Annotated in this window: 22 protein-coding genes; 5 read left to right on the top strand and 17 right to left on the bottom strand. The window is 47.5% G+C overall.

Going from position 1 to position 23,332, the window contains the following annotated elements:
* Nucleotides 1-10: 10 nt before the first annotated feature.
* The 13 genes from thiL to MTO69_RS03030 form a co-directional block, all read right to left on the bottom strand.
* Nucleotides 11-976 (bottom strand): thiamine-phosphate kinase, encoded by a 966-nt coding sequence (thiL, locus tag MTO69_RS03090; RefSeq protein ID WP_248331037.1) that lies wholly within the window; start codon nt 974-976, stop codon nt 11-13.
* A 77-nt stretch (nt 977-1,053) separates the two neighbouring features.
* Nucleotides 1,054-1,521: a transcription antitermination factor NusB gene (gene nusB, locus MTO69_RS03085; protein WP_248331035.1), complete on the bottom strand. Its 468-nt coding sequence runs from the start codon at nt 1,519-1,521 to the stop codon at nt 1,054-1,056.
* Nucleotides 1,521-1,991, bottom strand: a complete 471-nt coding sequence (ribH, locus tag MTO69_RS03080; RefSeq protein WP_248334297.1) for a 6,7-dimethyl-8-ribityllumazine synthase — start codon at nt 1,989-1,991, stop codon at nt 1,521-1,523. The genes nusB and ribH overlap by 1 nt, the downstream gene beginning before the upstream one ends.
* Nucleotides 1,992-2,162: 171 nt before the next feature.
* Nucleotides 2,163-3,272: a bifunctional 3,4-dihydroxy-2-butanone-4-phosphate synthase/GTP cyclohydrolase II gene (ribBA, locus tag MTO69_RS03075; protein ID WP_248331033.1), complete on the bottom strand. Its 1,110-nt coding sequence runs from the start codon at nt 3,270-3,272 to the stop codon at nt 2,163-2,165.
* Nucleotides 3,273-3,330: 58 nt separating this feature from the next.
* Nucleotides 3,331-3,981: a riboflavin synthase gene (locus MTO69_RS03070; protein ID WP_248331031.1), complete on the bottom strand. Its 651-nt coding sequence runs from the start codon at nt 3,979-3,981 to the stop codon at nt 3,331-3,333.
* 2 nt (nt 3,982-3,983) lie between these two features.
* Nucleotides 3,984-5,087, bottom strand: a complete 1,104-nt coding sequence (ribD, locus tag MTO69_RS03065; RefSeq protein WP_248331029.1) for a bifunctional diaminohydroxyphosphoribosylaminopyrimidine deaminase/5-amino-6-(5-phosphoribosylamino)uracil reductase RibD — start codon at nt 5,085-5,087, stop codon at nt 3,984-3,986.
* A 12-nt stretch (nt 5,088-5,099) separates the two neighbouring features.
* Entirely contained in the window at nt 5,100-5,549 is a 450-nt protein-coding gene (gene nrdR, locus MTO69_RS03060; RefSeq protein ID WP_006878018.1) for a transcriptional regulator NrdR, read from the bottom strand.
* 103 nt (nt 5,550-5,652) lie between these two features.
* Nucleotides 5,653-6,903, bottom strand: coding sequence for a glutamate-5-semialdehyde dehydrogenase (locus MTO69_RS03055; protein WP_248331027.1), 1,251 nt, complete (start codon nt 6,901-6,903; stop codon nt 5,653-5,655).
* A 12-nt stretch (nt 6,904-6,915) separates the two neighbouring features.
* The gene (gene proB, locus MTO69_RS03050; protein ID WP_248331025.1) at nt 6,916-8,049 is read right to left on the bottom strand and encodes a glutamate 5-kinase; all 1,134 of its coding nucleotides are present in this window, start codon (nt 8,047-8,049) and stop codon (nt 6,916-6,918) included.
* 167 nt (nt 8,050-8,216) lie between these two features.
* The gene (crl, locus tag MTO69_RS03045) at nt 8,217-8,606 is read right to left on the bottom strand and encodes a sigma factor-binding protein Crl (RefSeq protein WP_248331023.1); all 390 of its coding nucleotides are present in this window, start codon (nt 8,604-8,606) and stop codon (nt 8,217-8,219) included.
* Between the two features lie 102 nt (nt 8,607-8,708).
* Nucleotides 8,709-9,956, bottom strand: a complete 1,248-nt coding sequence (frsA, locus tag MTO69_RS03040; RefSeq protein ID WP_248331022.1) for an esterase FrsA — start codon at nt 9,954-9,956, stop codon at nt 8,709-8,711.
* A gap of 97 nt (nt 9,957-10,053) precedes the next feature.
* A complete protein-coding gene (gene tet(34) / locus MTO69_RS03035; RefSeq protein ID WP_248331020.1) occupies nt 10,054-10,518 on the bottom strand; it encodes an oxytetracycline resistance phosphoribosyltransferase domain-containing protein Tet(34) in 465 nt (154 codons plus the stop codon).
* Between the two features lie 219 nt (nt 10,519-10,737).
* On the bottom strand, nt 10,738-12,027 hold the full coding sequence (locus tag MTO69_RS03030; RefSeq protein ID WP_248331018.1) for an NCS2 family permease: 1,290 nt from the start codon (nt 12,025-12,027) through the stop codon (nt 10,738-10,740).
* A gap of 1,018 nt (nt 12,028-13,045) precedes the next feature.
* On the opposite strand from MTO69_RS03030, the gene MTO69_RS03025 reads away from it, so the two are divergent.
* From MTO69_RS03025 to MTO69_RS03010, 4 genes are all read left to right on the top strand, one after another.
* Nucleotides 13,046-14,521 (top strand): aminoacyl-histidine dipeptidase, encoded by a 1,476-nt coding sequence (locus MTO69_RS03025; protein WP_248331016.1) that lies wholly within the window; start codon nt 13,046-13,048, stop codon nt 14,519-14,521.
* Nucleotides 14,522-14,808: 287 nt separating this feature from the next.
* A complete protein-coding gene (locus MTO69_RS03020; RefSeq protein WP_248331014.1) occupies nt 14,809-15,249 on the top strand; it encodes an ATP-dependent zinc protease family protein in 441 nt (146 codons plus the stop codon).
* Complete coding sequence (rimK, locus tag MTO69_RS03015; protein WP_248331012.1) at nt 15,249-16,154, top strand: 30S ribosomal protein S6--L-glutamate ligase; 906 nt, start codon at nt 15,249-15,251, stop codon at nt 16,152-16,154. The genes MTO69_RS03020 and rimK overlap by 1 nt, the downstream gene beginning before the upstream one ends.
* On the top strand, nt 16,114-17,223 hold the full coding sequence (locus tag MTO69_RS03010; RefSeq protein ID WP_248331010.1) for a succinylglutamate desuccinylase/aspartoacylase family protein: 1,110 nt from the start codon (nt 16,114-16,116) through the stop codon (nt 17,221-17,223). The genes rimK and MTO69_RS03010 overlap by 41 nt, the downstream gene beginning before the upstream one ends.
* A gap of 47 nt (nt 17,224-17,270) precedes the next feature.
* On the opposite strand, the gene MTO69_RS03005 is transcribed toward MTO69_RS03010, so the two are convergent.
* The 3 genes from MTO69_RS03005 to MTO69_RS02995 form a co-directional block, all read right to left on the bottom strand.
* Nucleotides 17,271-18,635 (bottom strand): sodium-dependent transporter, encoded by a 1,365-nt coding sequence (locus MTO69_RS03005; protein ID WP_248331008.1) that lies wholly within the window; start codon nt 18,633-18,635, stop codon nt 17,271-17,273.
* A gap of 327 nt (nt 18,636-18,962) precedes the next feature.
* Entirely contained in the window at nt 18,963-19,706 is a 744-nt protein-coding gene (locus tag MTO69_RS03000) for a YggN family protein (RefSeq protein ID WP_248331006.1), read from the bottom strand.
* Nucleotides 19,707-19,758: 52 nt separating this feature from the next.
* The gene (locus tag MTO69_RS02995; protein WP_248331004.1) at nt 19,759-20,235 is read right to left on the bottom strand and encodes a GreA/GreB family elongation factor; all 477 of its coding nucleotides are present in this window, start codon (nt 20,233-20,235) and stop codon (nt 19,759-19,761) included.
* Nucleotides 20,236-20,312: 77 nt separating this feature from the next.
* Here MTO69_RS02995 and MTO69_RS02990 point away from each other — a divergent pair, with 77 nt between their 5' ends.
* Nucleotides 20,313-22,247: a RecQ family ATP-dependent DNA helicase gene (locus MTO69_RS02990; protein ID WP_432715642.1), complete on the top strand. Its 1,935-nt coding sequence runs from the start codon at nt 20,313-20,315 to the stop codon at nt 22,245-22,247.
* Between the two features lie 3 nt (nt 22,248-22,250).
* Here MTO69_RS02990 and dinB read toward each other — a convergent pair whose 3' ends face one another.
* The gene (gene dinB, locus MTO69_RS02985; RefSeq protein ID WP_248331000.1) at nt 22,251-23,315 is read right to left on the bottom strand and encodes a DNA polymerase IV; all 1,065 of its coding nucleotides are present in this window, start codon (nt 23,313-23,315) and stop codon (nt 22,251-22,253) included.
* Between the last annotated feature and the right edge of the window lie 17 nt (nt 23,316-23,332).

Below are 23,332 nucleotides of genomic sequence, written 5' to 3'. Positions count from 1 at the left end.
TGGTTGTGTCTTATTTGAAATGATCGTAGCCGCTTAGATGCCAGTCGACGGGTTGGCCGCTATTATGCAACTCAAAAGTACCTTGAGGGCGAATTTGCCCGATACATGTGATCTTAGCGCCACAATGCGCGAGTGCACTCTCAATCGAGCCTTTATTTTGCTCCGGTACCGTAAAGAAAAGCTCATACTCTTCACCACTGGTAAGTGCATACTGCTGCGCAGCCACTGTACTGCCGACAAACTGAATAAGTTCATTAGAAACAGGAAGCTGGGCAACGTCAAGGCTGGCTCCCACCTTAGAGCGCTGCAAAATATGCTGAATGTCCGAAATCAGACCGTCAGAGATATCGATGGCCGAGCTGGCCAGATTCAGCAACGCTTGGCCAACCAGTACTCGTGGTGTAGCTAGGTAGTGACGCTGCTCCAGCAGCTCAGCAAAGGGCTTAGTGCGCAAGTCGTTATCGAGTATAACGTCCAGACCAGCCTTACTGTCACCCAGCTCTCCGCTGACATAGACCCAATCTCCAATGTTAGCCCCGTCTCGGCGCAGCGCTTTATCTGCATCAACCAATCCCTGAACGGTTAAGGTAATACAGAGCGGTCCTTTGGTGGTATCGCCACCAATCAATTGGACGCCATAGTAATCCGCCAGTTCAAAAAATGCGCGGCAGAATGGGGCGAGCCAGGCTTCATCCGGCTCTGGCATCGTCAATGCAAGGGAGACCCAGCTCGGAGTCGCCCCCATCGCTGCAAGGTCACTAATGTTAGAGGCCAACGCTTTGTGCGCAACCCAAGCAGGGTTTGCATCGGCAAGAAAGTGAGTCCCTGCCACTAAGGTATCGGTGCTGATCGCCACAGAAAGGTTTTCTGGCACCTTAACCAAGGCACAATCATCACCCGCAGCGAGAATCACGTCTTTTCGCTGCTTCTGACGGTTTACAAAATACTTTTCAATCAGATTAAATTCACCCGACATACGATGACCATTAAACTTTTGAATGTTTGGACATAAAAAAGGTCAGCATATGCTGACCTTTTTGTAATCAAAATCGATTATTTCTTACGTACATGCGGTGCTGCTTTATCTAGCACACCGTTGACGAACTTATGACTATCTTCTGCAGCGAACACTTTTGCAAGCTCAATCGCTTCGTTGATAACCACTTTGTAAGGGACATCTTCACGACGCGTCATTTCATACATAGCAAGACGAAGCAGTGCCAGCTCCATCATGTCCAAATCTTGCATTGGACGTGCGGTGTATGGACGAATCTTACTGTCTAGTTCTGTGTGACTTAGCACAACACCTGTTAGTAGGTCACGGAAGTATGCAACATCTGTGTCTGGCGCAGAAAGTGCTGGCTCTTGAGCATGATGCTCTTCTTCATCATACTTGCCACCTGATAAAAATTGCTCTTCAATCGTAGCAACATTTTCTTTAGTAATTTGCCAAGAGTAGATCGCTTGCAAAGCGAATCGACGTGCATTACGACGTGCGGCTGGTTTCACACTGGCCCCCATTAGGAATCGATTTCTGAAAGAACGTTAATCATTTCAAGTGCGCTCAGTGCAGCCTCTGCACCTTTATTACCAGCCTTGGTTCCTGCGCGCTCAATAGCTTGATCAATAGTATCAACGGTCAATACACCGAATGCGACTGGAAGGCTAAACTCCAGAGACACTTGTGCCAGACCTTTATTACATTCACTACAAACATAGTCAAAATGCGGTGTACCGCCGCGGATGACTGTACCAAGCGATACGATGGCATCGAATTTTCCAGTTTTTGCAACACGTTGCGCCACTAGAGGTAATTCTACTGCACCTGGGCAGCGAACCACTGTGATGTTATCTTCGCTTACTTGGCCATGGCGTTTTAAAGTATCGATTGCACCAGACAATAGACTTTCGTTAATAAAACTGTTGAAACGAGAAATAACGATAGCAATTTTTGCGTTTGGCGCTGGGAAGCCACCCTCGATCACTTTCATAAGCCTTCCTTTAACTATGTTCATCAAGTGAGAATCGCCGGATTCTAGCACAAATCTGTGAGCAATATCTAATGGAAATTTAGCATTGCCCCGCGGTTCCGGGCAGATTGAAAACAAAGAGAGCAAATGATCAAACATTTGCCCTCTTAAACCTAAGCCACCTGTTAGTGATTACTCACACACGTATTCCACCACGTTGAGACCAAAGCCTCCTAATGCATGATATTTCTTACTTGCCGAAGAGAGTAGACGCATATCATGGACACCAAGGTCGGCGAGAATCTGCGATCCGACACCAACACGACGAGATGTGCCTTGCTTTTTCGCCAATGTTGGCGCGTCGCCTTTATCCTGAGCCTCAAACATCTTGACACGATGAATCAATAAGTCTGTCGACTCTTCATTACCTAGGATAACCAACACGCCACCATCACGACCAATACGCTGCATCGCTTTGTCTAAAGTCCAGCTACGCTCAGCATTACGGTCACTGTGCAATAAGTCGGTAAAGGTGTCTTGCAGGTGAACACGAACCAGTGGCGCTTGATCGGTGAGATCGCCTTTGCATAGCGCATAATGAATTTGATTATCGATCACGTCACGATAGGTGACTAAATCGAACTCGCCAAATTCCGTAGGCAGTTTGCACTGCGCCACTCGCTCAATCGTGGTTTCGGTGTTATTGCGATATTCGATAAGGTCGGCGATTGTGCCTAATTTAACGCCATGTTTTTCGGCGAAAATTTCCAAATCTGGACGACGAGCCATAGTGCCATCGTCGTTAAGAATTTCGACTATCACACCCGCTGGCTCACAGCCAGCAAGACGTGCCAAGTCGCAGCCCGCTTCAGTATGACCTGCTCGAGTCAACACTCCACCCTCTTGAGCCGCCAAAGGAAAAATGTGCCCAGGCTGAACCAAGTCAGCCGCTTTGGCATCTTTGGCGACAGCAGCTTGAACCGTGCGAGCGCGATCGGCCGCTGAGATCCCTGTCGTGACACCTTCTGCTGCCTCAATCGACACCGTAAAGTTGGTGGTGTACTGGGCATTATTGTCTTGCACCATTGGCGGCAAACCCAAACGCTCACAACGTTCTTTAGTCATGGTTAAGCAAATCAACCCGCGGCCATGAGTCGCCATAAAGTTAATGGCTTCGGGCGTCACATGCTCAGCCGCCATAATTAAGTCACCCTCGTTTTCACGGTCTTCATCATCCATCAGGATAACCATTTTTCCCAGGCGAATATCTTCAATAATCTCTTGTGGCGTACTAATTGGCATCTTGTTATTCCTTCATTGGCTTCTAGCGGCGAATAAATTTGTCGGAGCGGAAATTGGCTTAAGCAAATCCGTTTTGTTGTAAAAATTCCATCGTAATACGAGATTCCGCAGGCTGCTGCTGACTATTAAGTAACTGTTCCATGTAGCGCGCCATAACGTCAACTTCAAGATTCACTTTACGTCCAACGTTAAAATCCGCGATGGTGGTTTCTTCGCCCGTATGTGGAACTATGGTGAGTTTAAATGCATTTTTGCGTAGAGCATTGACGGTAAGGCTAATCCCATCAACCGTAATCGAGCCTTTTTCTGCCACGTATTTGCTGATCTCAGCAGGCATCGCGACCCAAAATTCAATCGCACGTCCAACCATGTTGCGCTCAACAATTTCACCCACACCGTCAACGTGACCAGACACAATGTGCCCACCAAATCGGGTAGTAGGTAACATCGCTTTCTCTAGGTTCAGTTTGTCGCCAGCTTGATAATGAGCAAAGCCGGTTTTGTTTAATGTTTCGAGTGAGAGATCGGCGCTGTAACTGGTTTGAGTGAAGTCAACCACGGTCAAACAGACGCCGTTGGTGGCAATACTGTCGCCCAATTTTACGTCAGACATATCGAGCTTGCCCACCTCAACGGTAACGCTAATATCCTCTCCTTTCGGAGTAATCGCAGTGAGCGTGCCCACTGCTTCTATAATACCTGTAAACATGGTTATTTATCTTTATAGCTAACGCTGGCAGTGATACGAATATCGCTGCCAACTTGTCTAACATCTTTGATATCAAGGTCGATGATATCCGTCATCGATTCAAGGCCCAATGCACCAAATAGCCCTCGACCGTCGCTGCCCATAATTTTAGGGGCTAAATAGAGCACGATCTCATCGACCAATCGCTCTTTGATTAAACTTGACGCCAAGGTGGCCCCAGCTTCCACCCATAGGTGGTTGATATTGTGCTCACGAGTTAACTCAGAGAAAGTGGCGGTTAAATCGATCGTTTTTTGCCCATCGTGCAGTTGAACGTCACCACCAGCAGCAACGACGAGACGCTCTCCGGCAGTTTGAAATAGCTTGAGCTCAGGGGTTAGCAAGCCTTGTCTGTCGAGGATAACTCGAATCGGTTGACGAAGTTGCGACTCTGGGTAGTGAGCTTGTACAGATTCAGGCAGCTCTTGCCAACGGACATTGAGCGAAGCATTGTCGTCGATCACCGTTTTACTGGTGGAGAGTATGGCACCACTTTGCGCGCGGAACTTTTGCACATCTTGGCGAGCTTGAGGACCGGTAATCCATTGGCTTTGACCATTCGCGAGCGCCGTTTGTCCATCCAGACTGGCTGCCATTTTTAGTTGCACAAACGGCATTCCCGTTTGCATGCGCTTGATAAAGGCCGGGTTGAGATTGACGGCGTCTTGCTCCAACAATCCGACTTCAACGTCAATTCCGGCATCACGCAGCATTTGAATGCCACGCCCTGCCACTTGCGGATTTGGGTCTTGCATGGCGCAAATCACTTTTGCCACTTTGGCTTTGATCAGGCCTTCGGCGCAAGGCGGCGTGCGTCCATAATGCGAACACGGCTCTAGGGTGACATAGGCCGTTGCGCCAACGGATTTTTCTCCCGCCATCCGTAGCGCATGCACTTCAGCATGAGGCTCGCCAGCTCGGTAATGAAAACCTTCGCCAACAATCTCCCCTGCTTTAACGATCACGCAGCCGACATTTGGGTTAGGAGGCGTGGTATAAACGCCGCGCTTAGCCAGGCTAATTGCACGCGACATAATCTGATAATCTGTAGCGGTAAAAGCAGTCATGGTCGGGTCCAACTAATCTTCGAGCCTTGCGATCTCTTCGCCAAACTCACGGATGTCTTCGAAGCTCCGATACACAGAGGCAAAACGAATGTAGGCGACTTTATCTAGCTCCTTGAGCTGATCCATCACTAAGTTACCGATCATTTCACTCGGTACTTCTCGTTCTCCGGTGGCACGCAGTTGTGACTTAATCATACTGATGGCGACATCCACAGCATCCGCACTGACGGGACGTTTTTCCAGCGCTCTCTGTAGACCGCCAACCATTTTATCTTCATTGAACGGCTCACGGTTGCCGTTGGATTTTATGACTCGCGGCATCACCAGCTCAGCGGTTTCAAATGTCGTGAAGCGCTCACTACACGCAAGACATTGACGTCGACGACGCACTTGATGACCATCGGCAACCAAGCGCGAATCAATGACTTTAGTGTCGTTCTCAGAACAAAAAGGACAATGCATATCACCTCCAAAACTATGCTCACAGTGTACCGGAATATGCAAAGCTAAGAAAAGCAAAAGGGGCCAGTTAGCCCCTTTTTCAATCGATGTGTGGTGAGATTTGTTAACTACGCGGCAAGTAGTTGGCTTTGCCGACCCACTTGTAGCTGGTCAATTCCTCTAACCCCATAGGCCCTCGAGCGTGAAGCTTTTGGGTTGAGACCGCCACCTCTGCCCCCAGACCAAACTGAGCGCCATCGGTAAAACGAGTGGATGCGTTCACGTAGACTGCCGCCGAACCCACCGAGTTGATGAAACGCTCTGAGTTTTCCAAGCTATTGGTCATGATCGCATCTGAGTGGCTTGCGTTATGTACCCGCATATGGTCAATCGCTTCATTGATGTCTGCGACCACTTTGACCCCAAGCGTATAGCTAAGCCACTCCGTGTCGAAGTCTCCTTCCGCTGCGTCGCGCAACTGTTTCGCCTCGCCAAGCAGTGCTTTCGCTTTTGGCTCGGCAACCAATGCCACTATGTCACTCAGACGAGTGGCGAGCATAGGCAAGAACTCAGCGGCGACGTTTTGATGAACTAACAAGGTATCCAGCGAGTTACACGCTGATGGGCGCTGTACTTTAGCGTTTTCAACCACCTCAAGAGACTTCTTCAGGTCTGCGCTCTCATCGACAAAGATATGGCTGATACCAAAACCACCAATGATGACGGGAATGGTACTGTTTTCTTTACACATCTTGTGTAGACCCGCACCGCCACGAGGAATAATCATATCCACGTAATCGTCCAGTTTTAACAACTGAGAAACCAGCTCACGATCTGGCTTTTCAATGTACTGCACCGATGCTGCAGGAAGCTTAGCTTTGGCCAATGCCGATTGGATAACCTTGACTAACTCCATGTTAGAGAAAAAGGTTTCTTTACCGCCGCGTAAAATGCTGGCATTGCCCGTTTTTAAACATAGCGCAGCAATGTCGATGGTGACATTCGGACGAGCTTCATAGATCACCCCGACCACACCGAGCGGCACGCGGCGACGAGAGAGCGACATGCCGTTTTCTAGCACTTTGCTGTCGATTTCACTCCCAACAGGATCGTTAAGACCAATCACGTTGCGCACGTCGTTGGCGATAGCGGTCAAGCGCTCTTCATTCAACAGCAAACGATCGAGTAACGCTTCACTCAAGCCAGCCTCTCGGCCAAGCGCAATATCTTTACTATTCGCCTGTAAAATGGTGGCAGCATTGGCTTGTAGTTCATCGGCAATGATGGCCAAAGCTTGATTCTTTTGAGCCGTTGAAGCTGTCGCGAGTTGGAAAGCCGCCTCTTTGGCCGCTTTTCCCATAGAAATGAGTTCCATACCTGTTGTCCTTTATTCCTGAATTACGACCATGTCATCACGGTGAAGAACTTCATTACCGTAGTCATAACCTAATATACCGATGATATCTTTGCTGTGTTTACCGACAATTTTCGCCATATCCTGACTGGAGTAACTGGCGATGCCACGGGCGACCAGCTTGCCTTTCTTGTCGGTCACGCGTACCACATCACCACGGGCAAACTCGCCACCAACATGGATTAAGCCTTTGGCGAGCAAGCTACTGCCTGTGCCGACAACCGCATTCACCGCACCATCATCAATCATGATATCGCCCGAGGCACTTGGTCCGGCTAAAATCCAACGTTTGCGGTTTTCCAATGCTTCTTCACATGGCAAAAAACGCGTACCTTGTGGATTGTCACCCAAGGAGTCAAACACCACATTCGGCGCACTGCCGGCGGCGATAATGACTTCAATCCCCGCGCGGCGAGCGATGTCAGCCGCCTGAAGCTTGGTGGCCATTCCACCGGTGCCCAAGGTCGTGCCACTCCCGCCTGCAATTTTGCGTAGAGTGTCGTCGATGGTTTTTACTTCTTTGATCAACTCAGCATTAGGATCTTTGCGTGGGTCTGCGGTGAACAGCCCTTTTTGATCGGTCAGTAGCAGTAATTTGTCTGCGCCACATAAAATCCCAACCAAAGCAGAGAGATTGTCGTTATCCCCGACTTTTATTTCACTGGTCGCCACCGCGTCATTTTCATTGACCACAGGGATAATGTCGTTTTCAACCAGAGCATTGATGGTGTCACGTGCATTAAGGAAGCGTTCGCGATCTTCAAGATCGGCGCGCGTGAGTAGCATCTGGCCAATTTTTAATCCATAGATGGCAAACAGCGACTCCCAGGTTTGGATCAATTGACTTTGTCCGACGGCGGCCAACAGTTGTTTACTCGCCATAGAATTGGGCAATGCGGGATAGCCTAGGTGCTCACGCCCAGCGGCAATAGCGCCAGACGAAACCATCACCACAGAGTGGCCTTGCTTTTTCAGTTCTGCACACTGACGAACCAACTCAACCATATGAGCTCGGTCTAACGCCAAGGTGCCACCAGTCAGAACACTGGTACCTAGTTTTACGACCACGGTCTGAGACTGTGGTGCTTTTCCGCTTTCTTGATTCATTGCCTTTCTACTATGAAAAATAAAACCATCGCCCTAATCACTGGTAACGCCCATCAAGGCGCAAGATTGATTAGACCTGATGTTTTAGCAATCAACTGTCGATTTAACAAGTAGAAAAGGCGCTAAAAAGCGCCTTTTTGGGGAATCACTGCGATAAGTAAGGAAAATCAGACGAATTCAACCGATTCTTTATGCATAACTACGGCGATCTCAAACTCATTTTGCAAAGTGTCGACGAGTTTTTGATGAAACGCTTCTTGAGTTCGGGTGACATCGGCTACAGACTTTTTCGGTAACGCCTTGCCTTGCCACTCACCAGTAATATCGTACAGCCCTGAGCGATAGCGCGCTTCGAATCCCGCTTCGTTTGCCACTAACTCCAGCCACCAGCCCCAAAATTCGCGTTGTTCTGGTGATTTTTTATCGTTGACGCACACCGACAAGCAATCGAACAGGTAGTAGCCGTCTTTGCTTTGCGACTCCCTTAAATAAGGGCCTATCGCTCTAAGGGTAGACAGCAAGCGGTAATGAGTTGGACTCTTGATCTGCTCAGACATAATGAATCTCCATATTCATTGACTTATTTTTATCTATACGTACCTAGGACTAGATAGTTTGGGTAACACTAAAAATAAGTGTTATCTAAATTAGCAGAAATGTCATCTAATTAGCTCGTCCTCCAACCACTTTATCGCTAAATCGAGGGATTGCTCATACCCTTGTGTAATTGTTTTAGCACTGATTTTCTTCGCTTTGCCGTAGTCGCTGTAGGTCGCGACCAGTTGATTGTCGCTGAGAGGAGAAACCGGATCGTTTTCAAGGCTCATGGCTAAAATAGGCACACGGGTTTTGCGCCCTGATAAAATCCCTTGCACCTTTAAAGACCAAGCCATTAACTGACCTGCCAGACTGTTGATATCCACCGCGGTTTTCCCCAAGCGCGACGCCAGAACATCAAGGTACATCTTAGGCATCTGTTTGAGCTTATCGGGAGAGGAAAGCACATCATGAATAGGCGCCCCCAAAGAGACACAAGCTTTGATTTTTTCTTGCGCCATAAATGAGAGTCGCACCATCGCATTGCCGCCAAAGCGAAAACCGATCAGGCCAACCTTGTGATGGTCAACCCAAGGGATGTGATACAGTTCATCCAACACCACCTGGTGCAGCACCGAGGTATCTTCGGTCAAATTCCAGTGAGTATTGTGACCTATCGACGGCATATCCACGGTTAGCATGGCGATGTCTCGCTTGGCTAAGTGATCGCGAAACAGGCTCCATAGGTCGGTTTGCAAACTATCCAACCCTGCCGTGACCATCACCACAGGTTGTGGTTTGTCGGTTTTGGTTAGGTGCAAATGAGCCACGATTTGCTTGTTTTGATATGGAATTTCCAGTCGCTTTATCGTATAGCGGGTCTTCTTAGCCGCCTCGGAGTAAGCGGTACTGGCCAACACCTGAGCTTGAATAGCCAGATTGTCGTTTTTTAAGTGCGGGTATCCAGCAATACTGAAACAGAGTGAAGCATTAAACAGCTCATCGGCGGCCTGCTCACCTTTAAATTCCGCACTGCGCTTTTGATGCAGCATTCCCAGCTTGGTCCACTCATAAGTCCAATTACCGCTGTGATACCCCATCACTGTATCTAACCATTCATCGTGGGTACGAGAGTGCTTGGAAGCGGCGATTTTTGCTAATACAGATTCAATCTCGATAGGATCAAGCCCTTGCCACGCCCATTGTAGCCTGCGTAAGTTGCGATACCACTTATAGCCGTCTTGTTGCTGTTTTTGCTCCAAAAAAGTCTGGCTAGATGGCATGTATTGCGTTAATGCTGAGGTCTCTTTCGCTTGTTTGTGCTTAGCAAATAGAGTTTCAGAGAGATTTTTACTGACTTCCTCGGACATGAATTCGACCTAGTTAGTGGTTTTGATAAATAGTAATAAAAAAAATGACCCAATAAAGGGTCATTTATCAAGAAATTGTCGCGATTGGCGAATTTCATTACTTTTGCTTACGGTTGATAGGCTCTACATACTGAATAGACATATCCCATGGCTGCTCAATCCAAGTCTCTTGAGCGATGTCGACCACGTAATCATCAAGTAATTCTGCACCTGATGGCTTGGCACATACCGCGATAAGTTTCGCTTTCGGGTACAGCTCGCGAAGTTTACGTGCTGTATCACCACTGTCGACCAAATCTTCTACGATCAAGTACCCTTCACCATCACCTTCTGGCGCTTTTAGCACGCTCATATCACGTTGATGGTCGTGGTCGTAGCTAGAAATACAGATGGTATCAACGTAACGAATGCCTAACTCACGCGCTAGGATCGCACCCGGTACCAGACCGCCACGGCTCACTGCCCAAATCCCTTTCCATTGCTCAGCTGGCATCTGCTTTTCAGCCAGTTCACGGCAGTATGAATGCATTTGGTCCCAAGTGATGATGAATTTTTTACTCATTGTAATAACCTAATAATTTTAAAAGTCTGCATCCCCAAAAACGCTGGTACACCACCAGCGACTGCCTTGCGCCAATGAGGGGAAAAGCTACGCAAACGATTATTTTAACGCAGCTACCGCGCAATACCAATGCTCAATATTGCTGTTAGAAAAAAATCGCCATTGCCGTCACACGACAATGGCGATAATACTGGATTGTATTTGTAATCAACTTGGTAATTAAGCGACTAAGTATTTGATAATAAATACAGCCGAAAGCACCCAAACACTGATAGACACATCGCGACCTTTACCACTCAGCAATTTGATCGCAGCGTAAGAAATAAAGCCAAGCGCGATGCCTTCCGCGATAGAGTACGTCAATGGCATCAGCAGACACGTCACTACAACTGGTGCCGCTTCGGTTAGATCGCGCCAATCGATGCTCACTAAGCCAGACATCATTAGAATCGCAACATAGAACAATGCGCCTGCTGTTGCGTAAGCTGGAATCATGCCTGCCAGCGGAGAGAAGAACAGCGCCAATAGGAACATGACACCAACAACGACGGCTGTCAGACCCGTGCGGCCACCAGCAGCAACACCCGCTGTTGATTCAACGTATGATGTGGTGCTTGATGTACCTAGTGCAGCACCAATAGAAGTTGCTGTGGAGTCGGCTAGTAGTGCTTTGCTCAAACGCGGCAACTTGCCATCTTCTTTGATCAAACCTGCTTTAGTACCTACACCGACCAAAGTGCCTGCAGTGTCAAATAGGTCGACAAATAGGAAAGCGAATACAACCGAAATCATACCGACTTCAAACACCGCTGCAATATCCATTTCCATCAGGGTTGGCGCTATGCTTGGTGGTGTCGACATAATACCGCCCCACTGCACATCGCCCACTATCAGACCCAAAGCAGTAATGATCAAGATAGCGATCATCACCGCACCGCGAACGCCACGATACACTAGACCAACGGTCAGGAAGAAACCCAGTGCTGCAAGTGCCGGCTTAAGGCTGGTGATATCGCCCAAACCCACTAGAGTCGCTGGGTTATCAACAACAATACCTGAGTTTTGTAGACCGATGAATGCGAGGAATAGACCGATACCTGCAGAGATACCCGTGCGCAAAGCCATTGGAATAGAGTTGATGATCCATTCACGTACTTTGAACACACTCAAGGCCATGAAGATGATACCTGAGACAAACACTGCCCCTAGCGCCACCTGCCATGAGTGCCCCATGCCCAACACCACACCATAGGTGAAGAAGGCGTTGAGTCCCATACCCGGAGCGAGTGCAATCGGATAGTTGGCAACAAAGCCCATGATAAAACAGCCAATTGCCGCTGCCAGACAGGTAGCAACGAACACTGCACCTTTATCCATACCTGCATCAGCGAGCATCGCTGGGTTGACAAAGATGATGTAAGCCATCGTCAGGAAGGTTGTCAGTCCTGCGATGATCTCAGTCCTTACGGTCGTGCCGTTTTCGCTGAGTTTGAACAGTTTTTCGAACATAATCGAATCCTAAAGGGTAAAAAGTAAACGGTTGCGTAATCGATTGGCCCGAATTATAAAGTCATCAAATTGTAAATTCCAGATAGAATTATGACTCTAATCAATATTTCTGTTTATAACTGAACAATTCAAACAAGATTCAATGTGATCGAAATCTTTTTTTCGCTTATTTTTCATTGAGTAATGAGCTATCTCGCTCTGTCATTCAAAAGCGTGTTTTTTATGCTATGTCGTAAACTTTCAAGCCAGAGCTGGCTAAGTGAGCTGAGTTCGATAAGGAGATATGTGCATATTATTCATGCATCTGAGCTAAAGCGTCGAAAAGCCGTAGAAGAAATAAGGATTTGCTTGCGAGATAAAAAAACGCCACTCAATTTGAGTGGCGGTTGAATCATGTCAGCAATAACTGCTGTAAAAAAATTCCAATAATAGGGGGTGAACAAACTGTTCGAGAGTCAAGCTTGTGGTTAGTAACCGAAGCTTGTTGGGTAAGTAAAGCTACCGGTATAAACAGAGCTGTTTAGCCAGAACGCTGCACTTGGTAAACCTTTCATAACTATCACCTTCTAAATCAATTAAACACATTAAGACTATTGATTTCTCAGTTCCATGGAGGCGACAAATCGGACTCATCCTTTGAGCATTTTCTCTTCGCTTTCGAAGTTGGTACTAATATACCTCAAAGAAATTTAATTACAACAATTAAAGTGATTAAAGTCACATAATTTTTATTAAATGATCTAGATCATGCTCTTGCTGTAATTAAATTACATAAATATCAATTCAGATTTTGGCAAAATTACATTGATTCGCCCTAAACGCAGCTAATCGTAATCAGATTTGATTGTTTGTTATGTGACAATGGCGATACAAATACTCAAGCTAGCTACTACACCCAGCCTGTCGGTAGTGCTATTCTTTGGCTCTCTACTCAATAGTCCATTTCTAGTTTTTTGTGCTAGATTTACACACATCTATCGCAATATGATCTGGCATTATTTCTTTTAAGGAGTCATCCGTGTCTGAATTCCATTCTGAAATCAGTAGCTTATCACCAGCTCCCCTTTGGCAATTTTTTGATAAGATCTGCTCTATTCCACACCCTTCGAAGCATGAAGAAACATTAGCTCAATACATCGTCAACTGGGCTTCAGAACAAGGGCTTGATGTACGCCGCGATCCGACTGGCAACGTATTCATTAAAAAACCAGCCACACCAGGAATGGAAAATAAGAAAGGGGTAGTTCTTCAGGCGCACATCGACATGGTGCCGCAAAAAAATGAAGACACCGAGCATGACTTCACGACAGATCCTATCCAACCCTATATTGATGGTGAGTGGGTAACCGCGAAAGGCACCACTTTAGGCGCTGACAACGGTATTGGTATGGCTTCTTGCCTGGCTGTACTGGCTTCAAATGAGATCAAACATGGCCCGCTAGAAGTTCTCCTCACCATTGATGAAGAAGCGGGGATGACGGGCGCATTTGGCCTGGAGCAGGGCTGGCTTGAAGGCGATATCCTGCTTAATACCGATTCAGAGCAAGAAGGCGAAGTTTACATGGGCTGCGCCGGAGGTATTGATGGTGAAATGACATTTGACATCAAACGTGAGGCGGTCCCAACAGGCTACATCACCCGTCAATTAATCCTGAAAGGTTTAAAAGGTGGCCACTCAGGTTGTGATATTCACACCGGGCGCGGTAACGCCAACAAGTTACTGGCACGCTTCCTCGCTGGCCACGCGCAAGAGTTAGATCTTCGCTTGGTTGAGTTCCGCGGTGGTAGCCTACGTAATGCCATTCCACGCGAAGCGTTCGTCACAGTCGCAGTGCCGAGTGAAAACCAAGAGAAGCTCGCTGAGCTATTTGAGTTCTACACTCAGTTATTAAAAGCAGAGCTAGGTAAAGTAGAAACAGATATCGTCTCTTTTAATCAGCCAATTGAAAGCGAGACTCATGCGCTGTCTGTTGCGGACCAACAGCGCTTTATCGCGGCGCTTAACGCTTGTCCAAATGGTGTGATTCGTATGAGCGATGAGATTGAGGGGGTGGTTGAAACTTCTCTCAACGTAGGTGTGGTCACAACCGAAGAGAGCCGAATCAACGTCCTATGCCTGGTTCGATCGCTGATCGACTCTGGTCGCCAACAAGTTGAAGGTATGTTGACCTCAGTGGCAGAACTAGCAGGTGCACAAATCGAGTTTTCAGGTGCTTACCCAGGTTGGAAACCAGACGCGGATTCGGAAATCATGGCAATCTTCCGTGATATGTATCAAGGCATCTATGGTCATAAACCAAACATTATGGTGATTCATGCAGGCCTTGAGTGTGGTCTATTTAAAGAACCTTACCCGAACATGGATATGGTGTCTTTCGGACCGACGATTAAATTCCCGCACTCACCAGACGAAAAAGTTAAAATCGATACTGTCGCTCTGTTCTGGGAGCAAATGGTGGCATTGCTGGAAGCCATTCCAGAAAAGACGGAATAATTGTTCGTTTTTGACTTAGAAAATCTTATCAATAAGGCCAGCGAACCGTCGCTGGCTTTTCTTTTCTCACCCCTTTTGGTGATAAATTATATTTGTCGTTACGGTGATTTCTTTTCGTTAGTCAGCCCACCCCATCGCTGCTACATTCGCCGACCTTGAAGCGTCTCAGGGTAAACCACATTACCCTCTTCAAGACAAATTTGCGGTGTATTCCAATCGCTTACTGTAAAGAGTGCTATAGTCTTTTAGTACTTTAAATAACTTCCCTAACTGATGTTGTTACTGTGATGAAAGAAAAACTCATTGTTGGCTGGCGTGAAACCGTAAGCCTACCTGAACTTGGCATTCAGAAAATTAATGCAAAAATTGATACTGGTGCGAGAACCTCGTGTCTACACGCGTTTAAAGTAGAGACTTTCGATAAGGACGGTGCGCTATGGGTCCGCTTCTGGCTTCATCCGATTCAAAACAACACAGAAGCAGAAGTTGTATGTGAAGCTCCAGTTATCGATGAGCGTATTGTGCGTGACTCAGGCGGTCATGAAGAGTCTCGCTACGTTATTAAGTCTGTATTCTCTCTGGCTGGTGAAAGCTGGCCGATTGAAATTACGTTGACCAATCGCGAAAACATGGCGTTTCGCATGTTATTGGGTCGCACAGCGATGCACAATCGCATCATCGTCGATCCTGTTGAATCTTTTTTAATCCCGTTCGAGGAAAACAAATAATGAAAATTGGTATTCTGTCTCGTAACGCTAAGCTCTACTCAACTCGACGTCTTATCGAAGCGGCCAAAGAGCGCGGACATGAAGTCAAAGTGATCGATGCGCTACGTTGTTACATGAACATCAACTCTGATCAGCCGCAAATCCACTTTAAAGGTGAGGAGCTGTCTGGCTTTGACGCTATTGTTCCTCGAATCGGTGCTTCTGTGACTTTTTATGGCACTGCGGTACTGCGTCAATTCGAAATGATGGGCGTTTATCCGGTCAATGAATCGGTCGCAATCACTCGCTCTCGCGACAAATTACGTTCAATGCAGCTGCTTTCTCGCAAGGGCATCGGCATGCCTGTTACTGGCTTTGCTAGCAAGCCAGACGATGTCAAAGACCTGCTAGATATGGTGGGTGGCGCACCAGTCGTGATCAAGCTTCTTGAGGGTACTCAAGGTATCGGCGTAGTCTTGGCCGAAACCCGTAAAGCCGCCGAGAGTGTGGTTGAGGCATTCATGGGCCTCAAAGCCAATATCATGGTGCAAGAGTACATCAAGGAAGCTGGCGGTGCCGACATTCGCTGTTTTGTGATTGGTGATAAAGTGATCGCAGCCATGAAGCGTCAAGGTGCTGAAGGTGAATTCCGTTCTAACTTGCACCGTGGCGGCAGTGCTTCACTGGTCAAAATCACTCCGCAAGAACGTCGCACCGCAGTTGAAGCAGCTAAAATCATGGGGCTAAACGTGGCAGGCGTGGATCTACTCCGCTCTTCACGTGGGCCTTTGGTCATGGAAGTAAACTCATCTCCAGGTCTTGAGGGTATTGAGGCCGCAACCGGTAAAGATATTGCTGGGATGATTGTCGAATTTATTGAGAAAAATGCGGCAAGCAAAAGGACAAAAACGCGTGGCAAAGGTTAAACAAAATAGCGCATTTGAATTTCTCGGCGAGTCTATCTCGCCGGGAGAAAGAAAAGTTGTCGAATTAGAAGCGGCGAAGCTCTACACCCACTCTCCGCTTTCTATTCCGGTTGAGATCATCAATGGTAAGCAAGCAGGGCCAGTATTGATGGTCAATGCCGCCATTCATGGCGATGAACTCAATGGCGTAGAAGTGGTACGCCAGTTGATCGATACCATTGATGCCAACAAGCTGAAAGGTACATTAATTGCTGTGCCGATCGTCAATGTGTTTGGTTTTATTCACAAGTCTCGTTACCTCCCTGACCGCCGCGATCTGAACCGCTGCTTCCCAGGCAGTGACAAAGGCTCGCTGGCTTCGCGGATGGCACACACTTTCTTTTCGCAGGTTGCTGAGCGTTGTGATTACATTATTGACTTGCATACTGGCGCAATTCATCGCACCAACTTGCCACAGATCCGCGCAGATCTAAGCAACCCCGAGACCCTGCGTATTGCACAGGCGTTTGCCACTCCAGTGGTGATCGATTCACCGCTACGTGAAGGCTCACTGCGCAGTGAAGCGGAGCGACTCAACATTCCCGTGCTCACCTATGAAGCAGGCGAAGCGTTACGTTTTGAGCCGATCTGTATTAATGCGGGCTACTTAGGGGTCAAGCGAGTAATGCAAGCGATCGGTATGTTACGTAAAAGCCGTAAACGTCTGCCGACATCGATCATTGCTAAGTCTACCAGTTGGCTGCGCGCCGAAAGTGATGGTATTTTGCGCACCGTCGTCACCTTAGGAGAAAAAGTGACTCGCGGACAAGTACTGGCCTACATTAGCGCACCTCTGGGACATAGCGAGATTGAACTGAAAGCTCGCAAAGGCGGGATTGTCATTGGTCAGCAGACACTGCCCCTAGTGAATGAAGGCGATGCAATTTTCCATCTTGCTTACTTTGAAGAAGACGACCAAGAGGTTGAGCAGGTGGTTGGAGAGTTTATAGATGAAGTCGCTGACGCTGATCTTGAGCCACTGACCACCGGGCAAATCAGCCCTCCATCACAGATCAACACACCATCATAACGTCAAGCCCGCACTATGCGGGCTTGTTTGTTATAGCGTATATGTTATCAGCCAAAAGAAGCCCAAATGACCGTCCCCACCAGCAGTGGACACACAAACTTCACATACAGTGGCCACAGCTTACCAAACCAACCTTGCGTGAACTCTGGGTAGCCCTGCTCAAGCTCCTTGATTTTTGAGTGACGACTCCACACCCAACCTCCAAACAAACAGAACAACAGTGCGGCTATTGGCTGTAGATATTGGGTCGCGACTGTCGCCACCAAACCAAATAGCGCAGCAAAGTTGTAAACAATCACCACACTAAACAGAGCAATTAAGCCACCAAGAACCCAACTTGTTGATGTGCGTTTGCTATTGAAACGTTCACTCACCAAGGCGACCGGACACTCTAGCATCGAAATCGATGAGGTTAACGCAGCAATCGTCAGCAGCAAGAAGAACACAATAGCAAACAGTTGACCCAACAGCCCCAAACTGTCAAACATCAACGGTAAAACGGTGAAGACCAAGGTATCTGAGCTGAGTAGTGAGCCATCCTCGGCATAGATCTGCACGCCTTTTTGCATGGCGACAAACATCGCAGGCATCACGACCAGTCCGGCAATAAACGCCACCGCGGTATCAACTAAGGTGACATTCATCGCCATCTTAGGTAGGTTCTCTTGCTTGCTCAAGTAAGACCCATAAATCAACATTGAGCAACCACCAATGGTAAGCGAGAAGAAGCCTTGCCCCATCGCCGCCAGAATCAACTGACGATCCATCACTTTCTCGAAATCGGGAATGAGGTAATGTTTGAGTCCCTCAACGGCGCCATGCTGAGTCATGATGTAGATAAACAAAGCAGCAAACAGAACGAACAGTGCCGGCATGAGGCGTGTCGACCACTTTTCAATACCTTGCTTCACCCCACCTTGAACAATCAGGATCGTCAGAACGTAGAAAGCCAGCGTGCCAAACAGATTACGCTCAACACTGAAACCTTTGAACCATGCAGTTAAGGAATCAAGTCCGATGATTTCGGTGATCGCCCCTAGCAAGAAGCAGATTAGCCAACCACCGACAATACTGTAAAACGCCAGTACCGCACTCGGCACGCTAAGACCAATCCAACCAACCGCGGCCCCTAAACGTTTTCCGCTCGGGTGTTTGGTCAATGCGCGCATACTGTCGACTGGGTTCGCTTGTCCGTGACGGCCAATCGCCATCTCGACCACCAGCATAGGGAAAGCGACGATCAGTATCATCACCAGATAGACCAAAAGAAATGCCCCGCCCCCATTGCTCGCAGCTTGAGTCGGGAACCCCCAAATATTACCTAAACCAACGGCAGCGCCTGCCGCTGCCAAAATAAAACCTAACCGTGACCCAAAATTTTCACGATTTTGCCCATTTGTACCTTGTGCCATACTTCTAAAACCGCACCATTAAACTAGTTGGCTAGTACATTAATACAAAAACACCACCAATAACAATAACGACAGCACCTTTACTTATCCAAACAACCAAAAAGCAGCTAAATCAACCTGTAAAAAATAGACTACACTATCAAAAATGCTACTCAAACATAACAAACTAGCTTAGCTCGCCAAAACCATTAAGCTCGGTTGGATGTTAGTGATGTTGACCGCCACGCATAAGCTTATGTTGGCTAGGTATGTCTGCGATTGGAGAAACGAAAAGAGCGCCAATCGCGCTCTTTGTCAGTCATCGCTCAGCTTTGATAACCAATACTCTTAGATGGTAAAAATCTGATAATCTTGCAGCTCGGGGATTTTTTGGTGCAGCTGCTGTTCTTGCTCTGCCATTTGATCAAGAGAATCACAAAATTCTGCACTCTGTTTCTCGACCTGCTGTGAATGCTCGGCTAAGCGCTTCGCGATACGCTCTTTAAGCTCACTCATCGCATTGGCCATTTCGGTTAAGTTAATCCCACCCTCTACTTTCATTTTTTCCGACATGGCATCAAACGCACTGGTGATGAATTCTTCATTAAACAACGCTTTGGCTTTGTCGAAATCTTCCGACCACGTTTCACTTAACGAACCGAAGCTATCCGCTGGTAAAATGAGATCGCCATCTTTGTAGTAGCGAGCCTCAATCTCATCATAAAACGTCTGCATCGCTTGCTTAACACTGGCAAAAGCCTCCGGTGCATCGAAACTTTGCGCCACATCGTCAACAATCTCATTAGCTAAGGCAAGACCTTCACGTGCCATCTGTTTTGCTCGCGGTAAGTAATCATTGAGGCTCTGACGATAGTCGGCAATGGCTTGCTGCTGATCGGCACTTAGCTCAATGCTTTCCCCATGAATGGTCAGATTGTTATTCTGATCAACAATCGCGGTCTCACCGCTTACTTGATGGATTTCGAGTCGCTCATCGTTCAAGCGAATGTCATTTTTAAGATCAATATGACACTGAGCGGCAAACGCCTGACTCGACAATAATAGTGGTAACGCAACTAAACTCTTTTTCATTATCCTGCCCTTTGTATCCCGTTCACCATAACAAAACCATTGGCGCTGATTGTCAGCAAATGGTTTCGATTTGGTAACAATGATTCCGCTCACCAATACGATAGATCACTTCGTCGCCCAACTGTTTACCTTTTAAGGCCGCGCCCAATGGAGAATCAAAAGTGACCAACATCACCGTGGATTCAGCGAAGGGGACTTTTAATCCTCCACAACATGGAACGGTAAGAAACCAGTGGGGATTGTCCTCATCATCCAGCAGCAAGACTGCGCAGCCCAAGCGCACCTGTTGAGCAGCTTCTGGTAGTGGCAGTTGCTTGATTTGATCAATGTCGTTTTCGCATTCTTGCACACGCATTGCTTGGCCATGAGCTAAGTAAGAGGCTTCGAGTGCTAGCGTATCGTACTTATGCTCAGGCACCGTTTCGTCATCCGTCGCTGATTCCATGGCTCGTTGAGCCGAACGCTGAGCAACCGCGAGCTTTTGCTGCAAACAAGCCAAGATAGTTTGACGCAGTTCCGACTTATCCATACTAAAAACATATTCCCAGACCGATATTGTCTTTAGAATACCTTCAACGGCAAAGAAAAACAGCACAAAGGTAGATGATGAATGACGCCCCCTCTATTGAACAAATCGACGCTACTCTGCAAACCTACTTTGGTTTTGAGGATTTGCGTACCGGGCAGCGGCCCGTCATCGAAACGGTATTAACCGGACGCTCATGCGCAGCGATTTTCCCGACTGGCTCAGGAAAATCCTTATGCTATCAACTACCTGCGCTGATGCTTCCTCACCTAACGCTGGTCATTTCTCCTCTACTTGCCTTAATGAAAGATCAACTGGCTTTTCTACAACAACGTAATATCTGCGCCGCCTCAATTGACTCCAGCCAAAGTCGAGAAGAGACGCAAGCTGTTATAGAGCAAGCACGCAGTGGTGAGTTGAAAGTATTGATGATTTCAGTCGAGCGACTGAAAAACGAGCGCTTTCGTCATTTTATAAAACAGATTCCTATCTCATTACTTGTGGTAGACGAAGCACACTGTATCTCAGAGTGGGGGCACAACTTTCGCCCCGACTACCTTAAATTGCCCAGCTACCAAAAAGAGTTTGCTATTCCGCAATGTCTTCTGCTCACTGCGACTGCCACTGAGGCGGTGATTAAGGATATGCAAAGCAAGTTTGCCATAAATAAACAGGATGTGGTGACCACTGGGTTCTATCGCAGTAACTTAGATTTAACCGTGATCCCTTGTAATGATGAGCAGAAAAATGAGCAACTGCTCGCCGCTCTCGCTAAGCAGCCTAACCATCCTACAATCGTTTACGTGACCTTGCAAAGTACCTCAGAGTCTGTTGCCCAATTGCTACGCGAGTCAGGGCTCAATTGTCACGCCTACCACGCGGGTCTGGATAATGAAGTTAGGCAACGCATACAGCAGCAGTTCATGTCTGGCGAGATCACCATTATCGTCGCGACCATCGCATTCGGCATGGGCGTGGATAAAGCCGACATTCGACGTGTCGTTCACTACGACATGCCAAAATCTATTGAGAACTACGCGCAAGAGATTGGCCGCGCTGGACGCGATGGAAAGCACTCTGACTGCATTTTACTCGGGAATAAAAGTGGTATCTGTACCTTGGAGAACTTTGTCTATGGGGACACGCCAGAACAGCAAGAAATCAGAGCATTACTCGAGCATGCTTTTAGCCAAGGCCAACAGTGGGAAGTCGTCATTTCTCGCTTATCCAGTGACAGTAACATCCGCCAACTGCCACTGAAAACCTTACTGGTGTACATGGAGATGTTTGGTCTAATCTCAGCACAATATAGTTACTTCGCCGATTACCGCTTTAAATTCTTAAAAGACAAAGCAGAAATCATCAATCAGTTTGATCCACAACGACAAACATTTGTCCGCGCGCTGTTTGACTGCTCAAGTCAAGCCAAAGTCTGGAATCAAGTCGATTTCGACGCTCTATGGCAACACTTTGGTGAAGAGCGCCAACGAGCCATCGCTGCACTTGATTATTTCAATCAAAAAGGGTGGATTGAGCTTGAAAGTAAACTGATGACCGAAGTGTATCGTGTTGATGCTCAACCTGATTCAGTGAGCGAGCTGGCCGACAAATTATGGCAGTTGTTTGCCGATAAAGAGCGAAGTGACATTGAACGTATTCACAATCTATTGAACTTGTTTGAGTCTCAATCTTGCTTAAGTCATACACTCGCCAACTACTTTGGCGATAATCAAGCCCCGCACCAATGTGGTCATTGCAGTGTCTGTCGAGGACAAGTCGCCAAATTCGCCGAGAGCGGGAGTTCAAGCATTGATGATAAACAAATCGCCATATGGGTAGAACAATTGAGTCAACGTGCTGAGCAGCCCTTATCCAACACGCTGAAAACCAAGTTTCTGTGCGGTATTTCTACTCCGAGACTCACCAAACTAAAAGCGCGCATCCTTGCCGGTTTTGGCCAATTGGAAAATGTTCCTTTTGCCCAAGTGCTCAAGCACGTCGGCGGCGAGGTCTAGTGACTAAAAAAAGCTTAGCTGTTTAGTCAGTTCTTCTGGCTTAAGCATCACGCTTAAGCCAAGGAGACGGATTTCTCGACCTTGCTGACGTTTGAGTACATCGCGGAGTAGCTGTTTAAAATCCTCTAACTCAAGAAATGGATGAATGTGTTCAATTGTGGTCAACTGAAAATCGGCAAACTTAACTTTTATCCCTTGTTTGATGATGGATTTATCTTCTGACGCCTTAGCTAATCGGCGCTCGAGTTCAGGATAAAGTTTTTGCTCTATCACCTGCCAACACTGCTCATAAGTCATGATATTTTGCGAAAAAGTTCGCTCAACACCGACCGACTTTCGCTCCCTCTCCACCACAACCTGGCGGTTATCGATACCATGACTCTTTTTCCATAGCGATGCGCCAAGGCGCCCAAACTCAAGTAGTAGAGAGCGATAGTCACTATTTTTAATGTCCGAACAGACATAATACCCTGCTTGATGAAGCTTCTCTAAGCTCACCTTACCAACACCGGGGATCCGCTCCAGAGGCAACCTATCTACCTCTTGCTGAACACGTTGAGGCGGAATGACATACTGTCCATTGGGCTTGTTCATATCTGACGCGACTTTGGCAAGAAACTTTACGGGGGCAACCCCTGCCGACGCCGTGAGCTTTAACTCATTAAATATATCGCGCCGAATCGCTTCTGCGATTAGCGTTGCCGAACCTTGACACTGAATTGAGTCAGTCACATCAAGGTAGGCTTCGTCCAGCGACAGCGGTTCAATCAGTTGGGTATAGCGAGCAAAAATCTCCCGTATTTGCGCCGAGACCCGTTTGTACACATCCATTCTGCCGGGTACGACCAACAGATGCGGGCACAATTGCATCGCCTTTGCCGTGGGCATGGCACTGCGAATACCAAACTTCCTCGCTTCATAGTTACAGGTGCTCAGCACTCCACGCTGCTTCTCATGCCCCCCAACTGCCAGTGGCCGACCGCAATAACTCGGGTTATCGCGCATTTCGACTGCGGCAAAGAAGCAGTCCATATCAACATGAATAATTTTACGAACTTTGTCAGTCATGATGAAGCGAAACCAAA

Origin of the sequence: Vibrio sinaloensis (assembly GCF_023195835.1) — a bacterium.
Taxonomy (GTDB): domain Bacteria; phylum Pseudomonadota; class Gammaproteobacteria; order Enterobacterales; family Vibrionaceae; genus Vibrio; species Vibrio sinaloensis_C.
This window is presented reverse-complemented; position numbering and strand designations above follow the sequence as displayed.

Bases quoted from the DNA above. Each gene is read 5' to 3' on its own strand.
- thiL (WP_248331037.1), bottom strand. From the start codon at position 976: ATGTCGGGTGAATTTAATCTGATTGAAAAGTATTTTGTAAACCGTCAG.
- nusB (WP_248331035.1), bottom strand. From the start codon at position 1,521: ATGGGGGCCAGTGTGAAACCAGCCGCACGTCGTAATGCACGTCGATTC.
- ribH (WP_248334297.1), bottom strand. From the start codon at position 1,991: ATGAAAGTGATCGAGGGTGGCTTCCCAGCGCCAAACGCAAAAATTGCT.
- ribBA (WP_248331033.1), bottom strand. From the start codon at position 3,272: ATGCCAATTAGTACGCCACAAGAGATTATTGAAGATATTCGCCTGGGA.
- MTO69_RS03070 (WP_248331031.1), bottom strand. From the start codon at position 3,981: ATGTTTACAGGTATTATAGAAGCAGTGGGCACGCTCACTGCGATTACT.
- ribD (WP_248331029.1), bottom strand. From the start codon at position 5,087: ATGACTGCTTTTACCGCTACAGATTATCAGATTATGTCGCGTGCAATT.
- nrdR (WP_006878018.1), bottom strand. From the start codon at position 5,549: ATGCATTGTCCTTTTTGTTCTGAGAACGACACTAAAGTCATTGATTCG.
- MTO69_RS03055 (WP_248331027.1), bottom strand. From the start codon at position 6,903: ATGGAACTCATTTCTATGGGAAAAGCGGCCAAAGAGGCGGCTTTCCAA.
- proB (WP_248331025.1), bottom strand. From the start codon at position 8,049: ATGAATCAAGAAAGCGGAAAAGCACCACAGTCTCAGACCGTGGTCGTA.
- crl (WP_248331023.1), bottom strand. From the start codon at position 8,606: ATGTCTGAGCAGATCAAGAGTCCAACTCATTACCGCTTGCTGTCTACC.
- frsA (WP_248331022.1), bottom strand. From the start codon at position 9,956: ATGTCCGAGGAAGTCAGTAAAAATCTCTCTGAAACTCTATTTGCTAAG.
- MTO69_RS03030 (WP_248331018.1), bottom strand. From the start codon at position 12,027: ATGTTCGAAAAACTGTTCAAACTCAGCGAAAACGGCACGACCGTAAGG.
- MTO69_RS03020 (WP_248331014.1), top strand. From the start codon at position 14,809: ATGAAAGAAAAACTCATTGTTGGCTGGCGTGAAACCGTAAGCCTACCT.
- rimK (WP_248331012.1), top strand. From the start codon at position 15,249: ATGAAAATTGGTATTCTGTCTCGTAACGCTAAGCTCTACTCAACTCGA.
- MTO69_RS03010 (WP_248331010.1), top strand. From the start codon at position 16,114: ATGCGGCAAGCAAAAGGACAAAAACGCGTGGCAAAGGTTAAACAAAAT.
- MTO69_RS03005 (WP_248331008.1), bottom strand. From the start codon at position 18,635: ATGGCACAAGGTACAAATGGGCAAAATCGTGAAAATTTTGGGTCACGG.
- MTO69_RS03000 (WP_248331006.1), bottom strand. From the start codon at position 19,706: ATGAAAAAGAGTTTAGTTGCGTTACCACTATTATTGTCGAGTCAGGCG.
- MTO69_RS02995 (WP_248331004.1), bottom strand. From the start codon at position 20,235: ATGGATAAGTCGGAACTGCGTCAAACTATCTTGGCTTGTTTGCAGCAA.
- MTO69_RS02990 (WP_432715642.1), top strand. From the start codon at position 20,313: ATGAATGACGCCCCCTCTATTGAACAAATCGACGCTACTCTGCAAACC.
- dinB (WP_248331000.1), bottom strand. From the start codon at position 23,315: ATGACTGACAAAGTTCGTAAAATTATTCATGTTGATATGGACTGCTTC.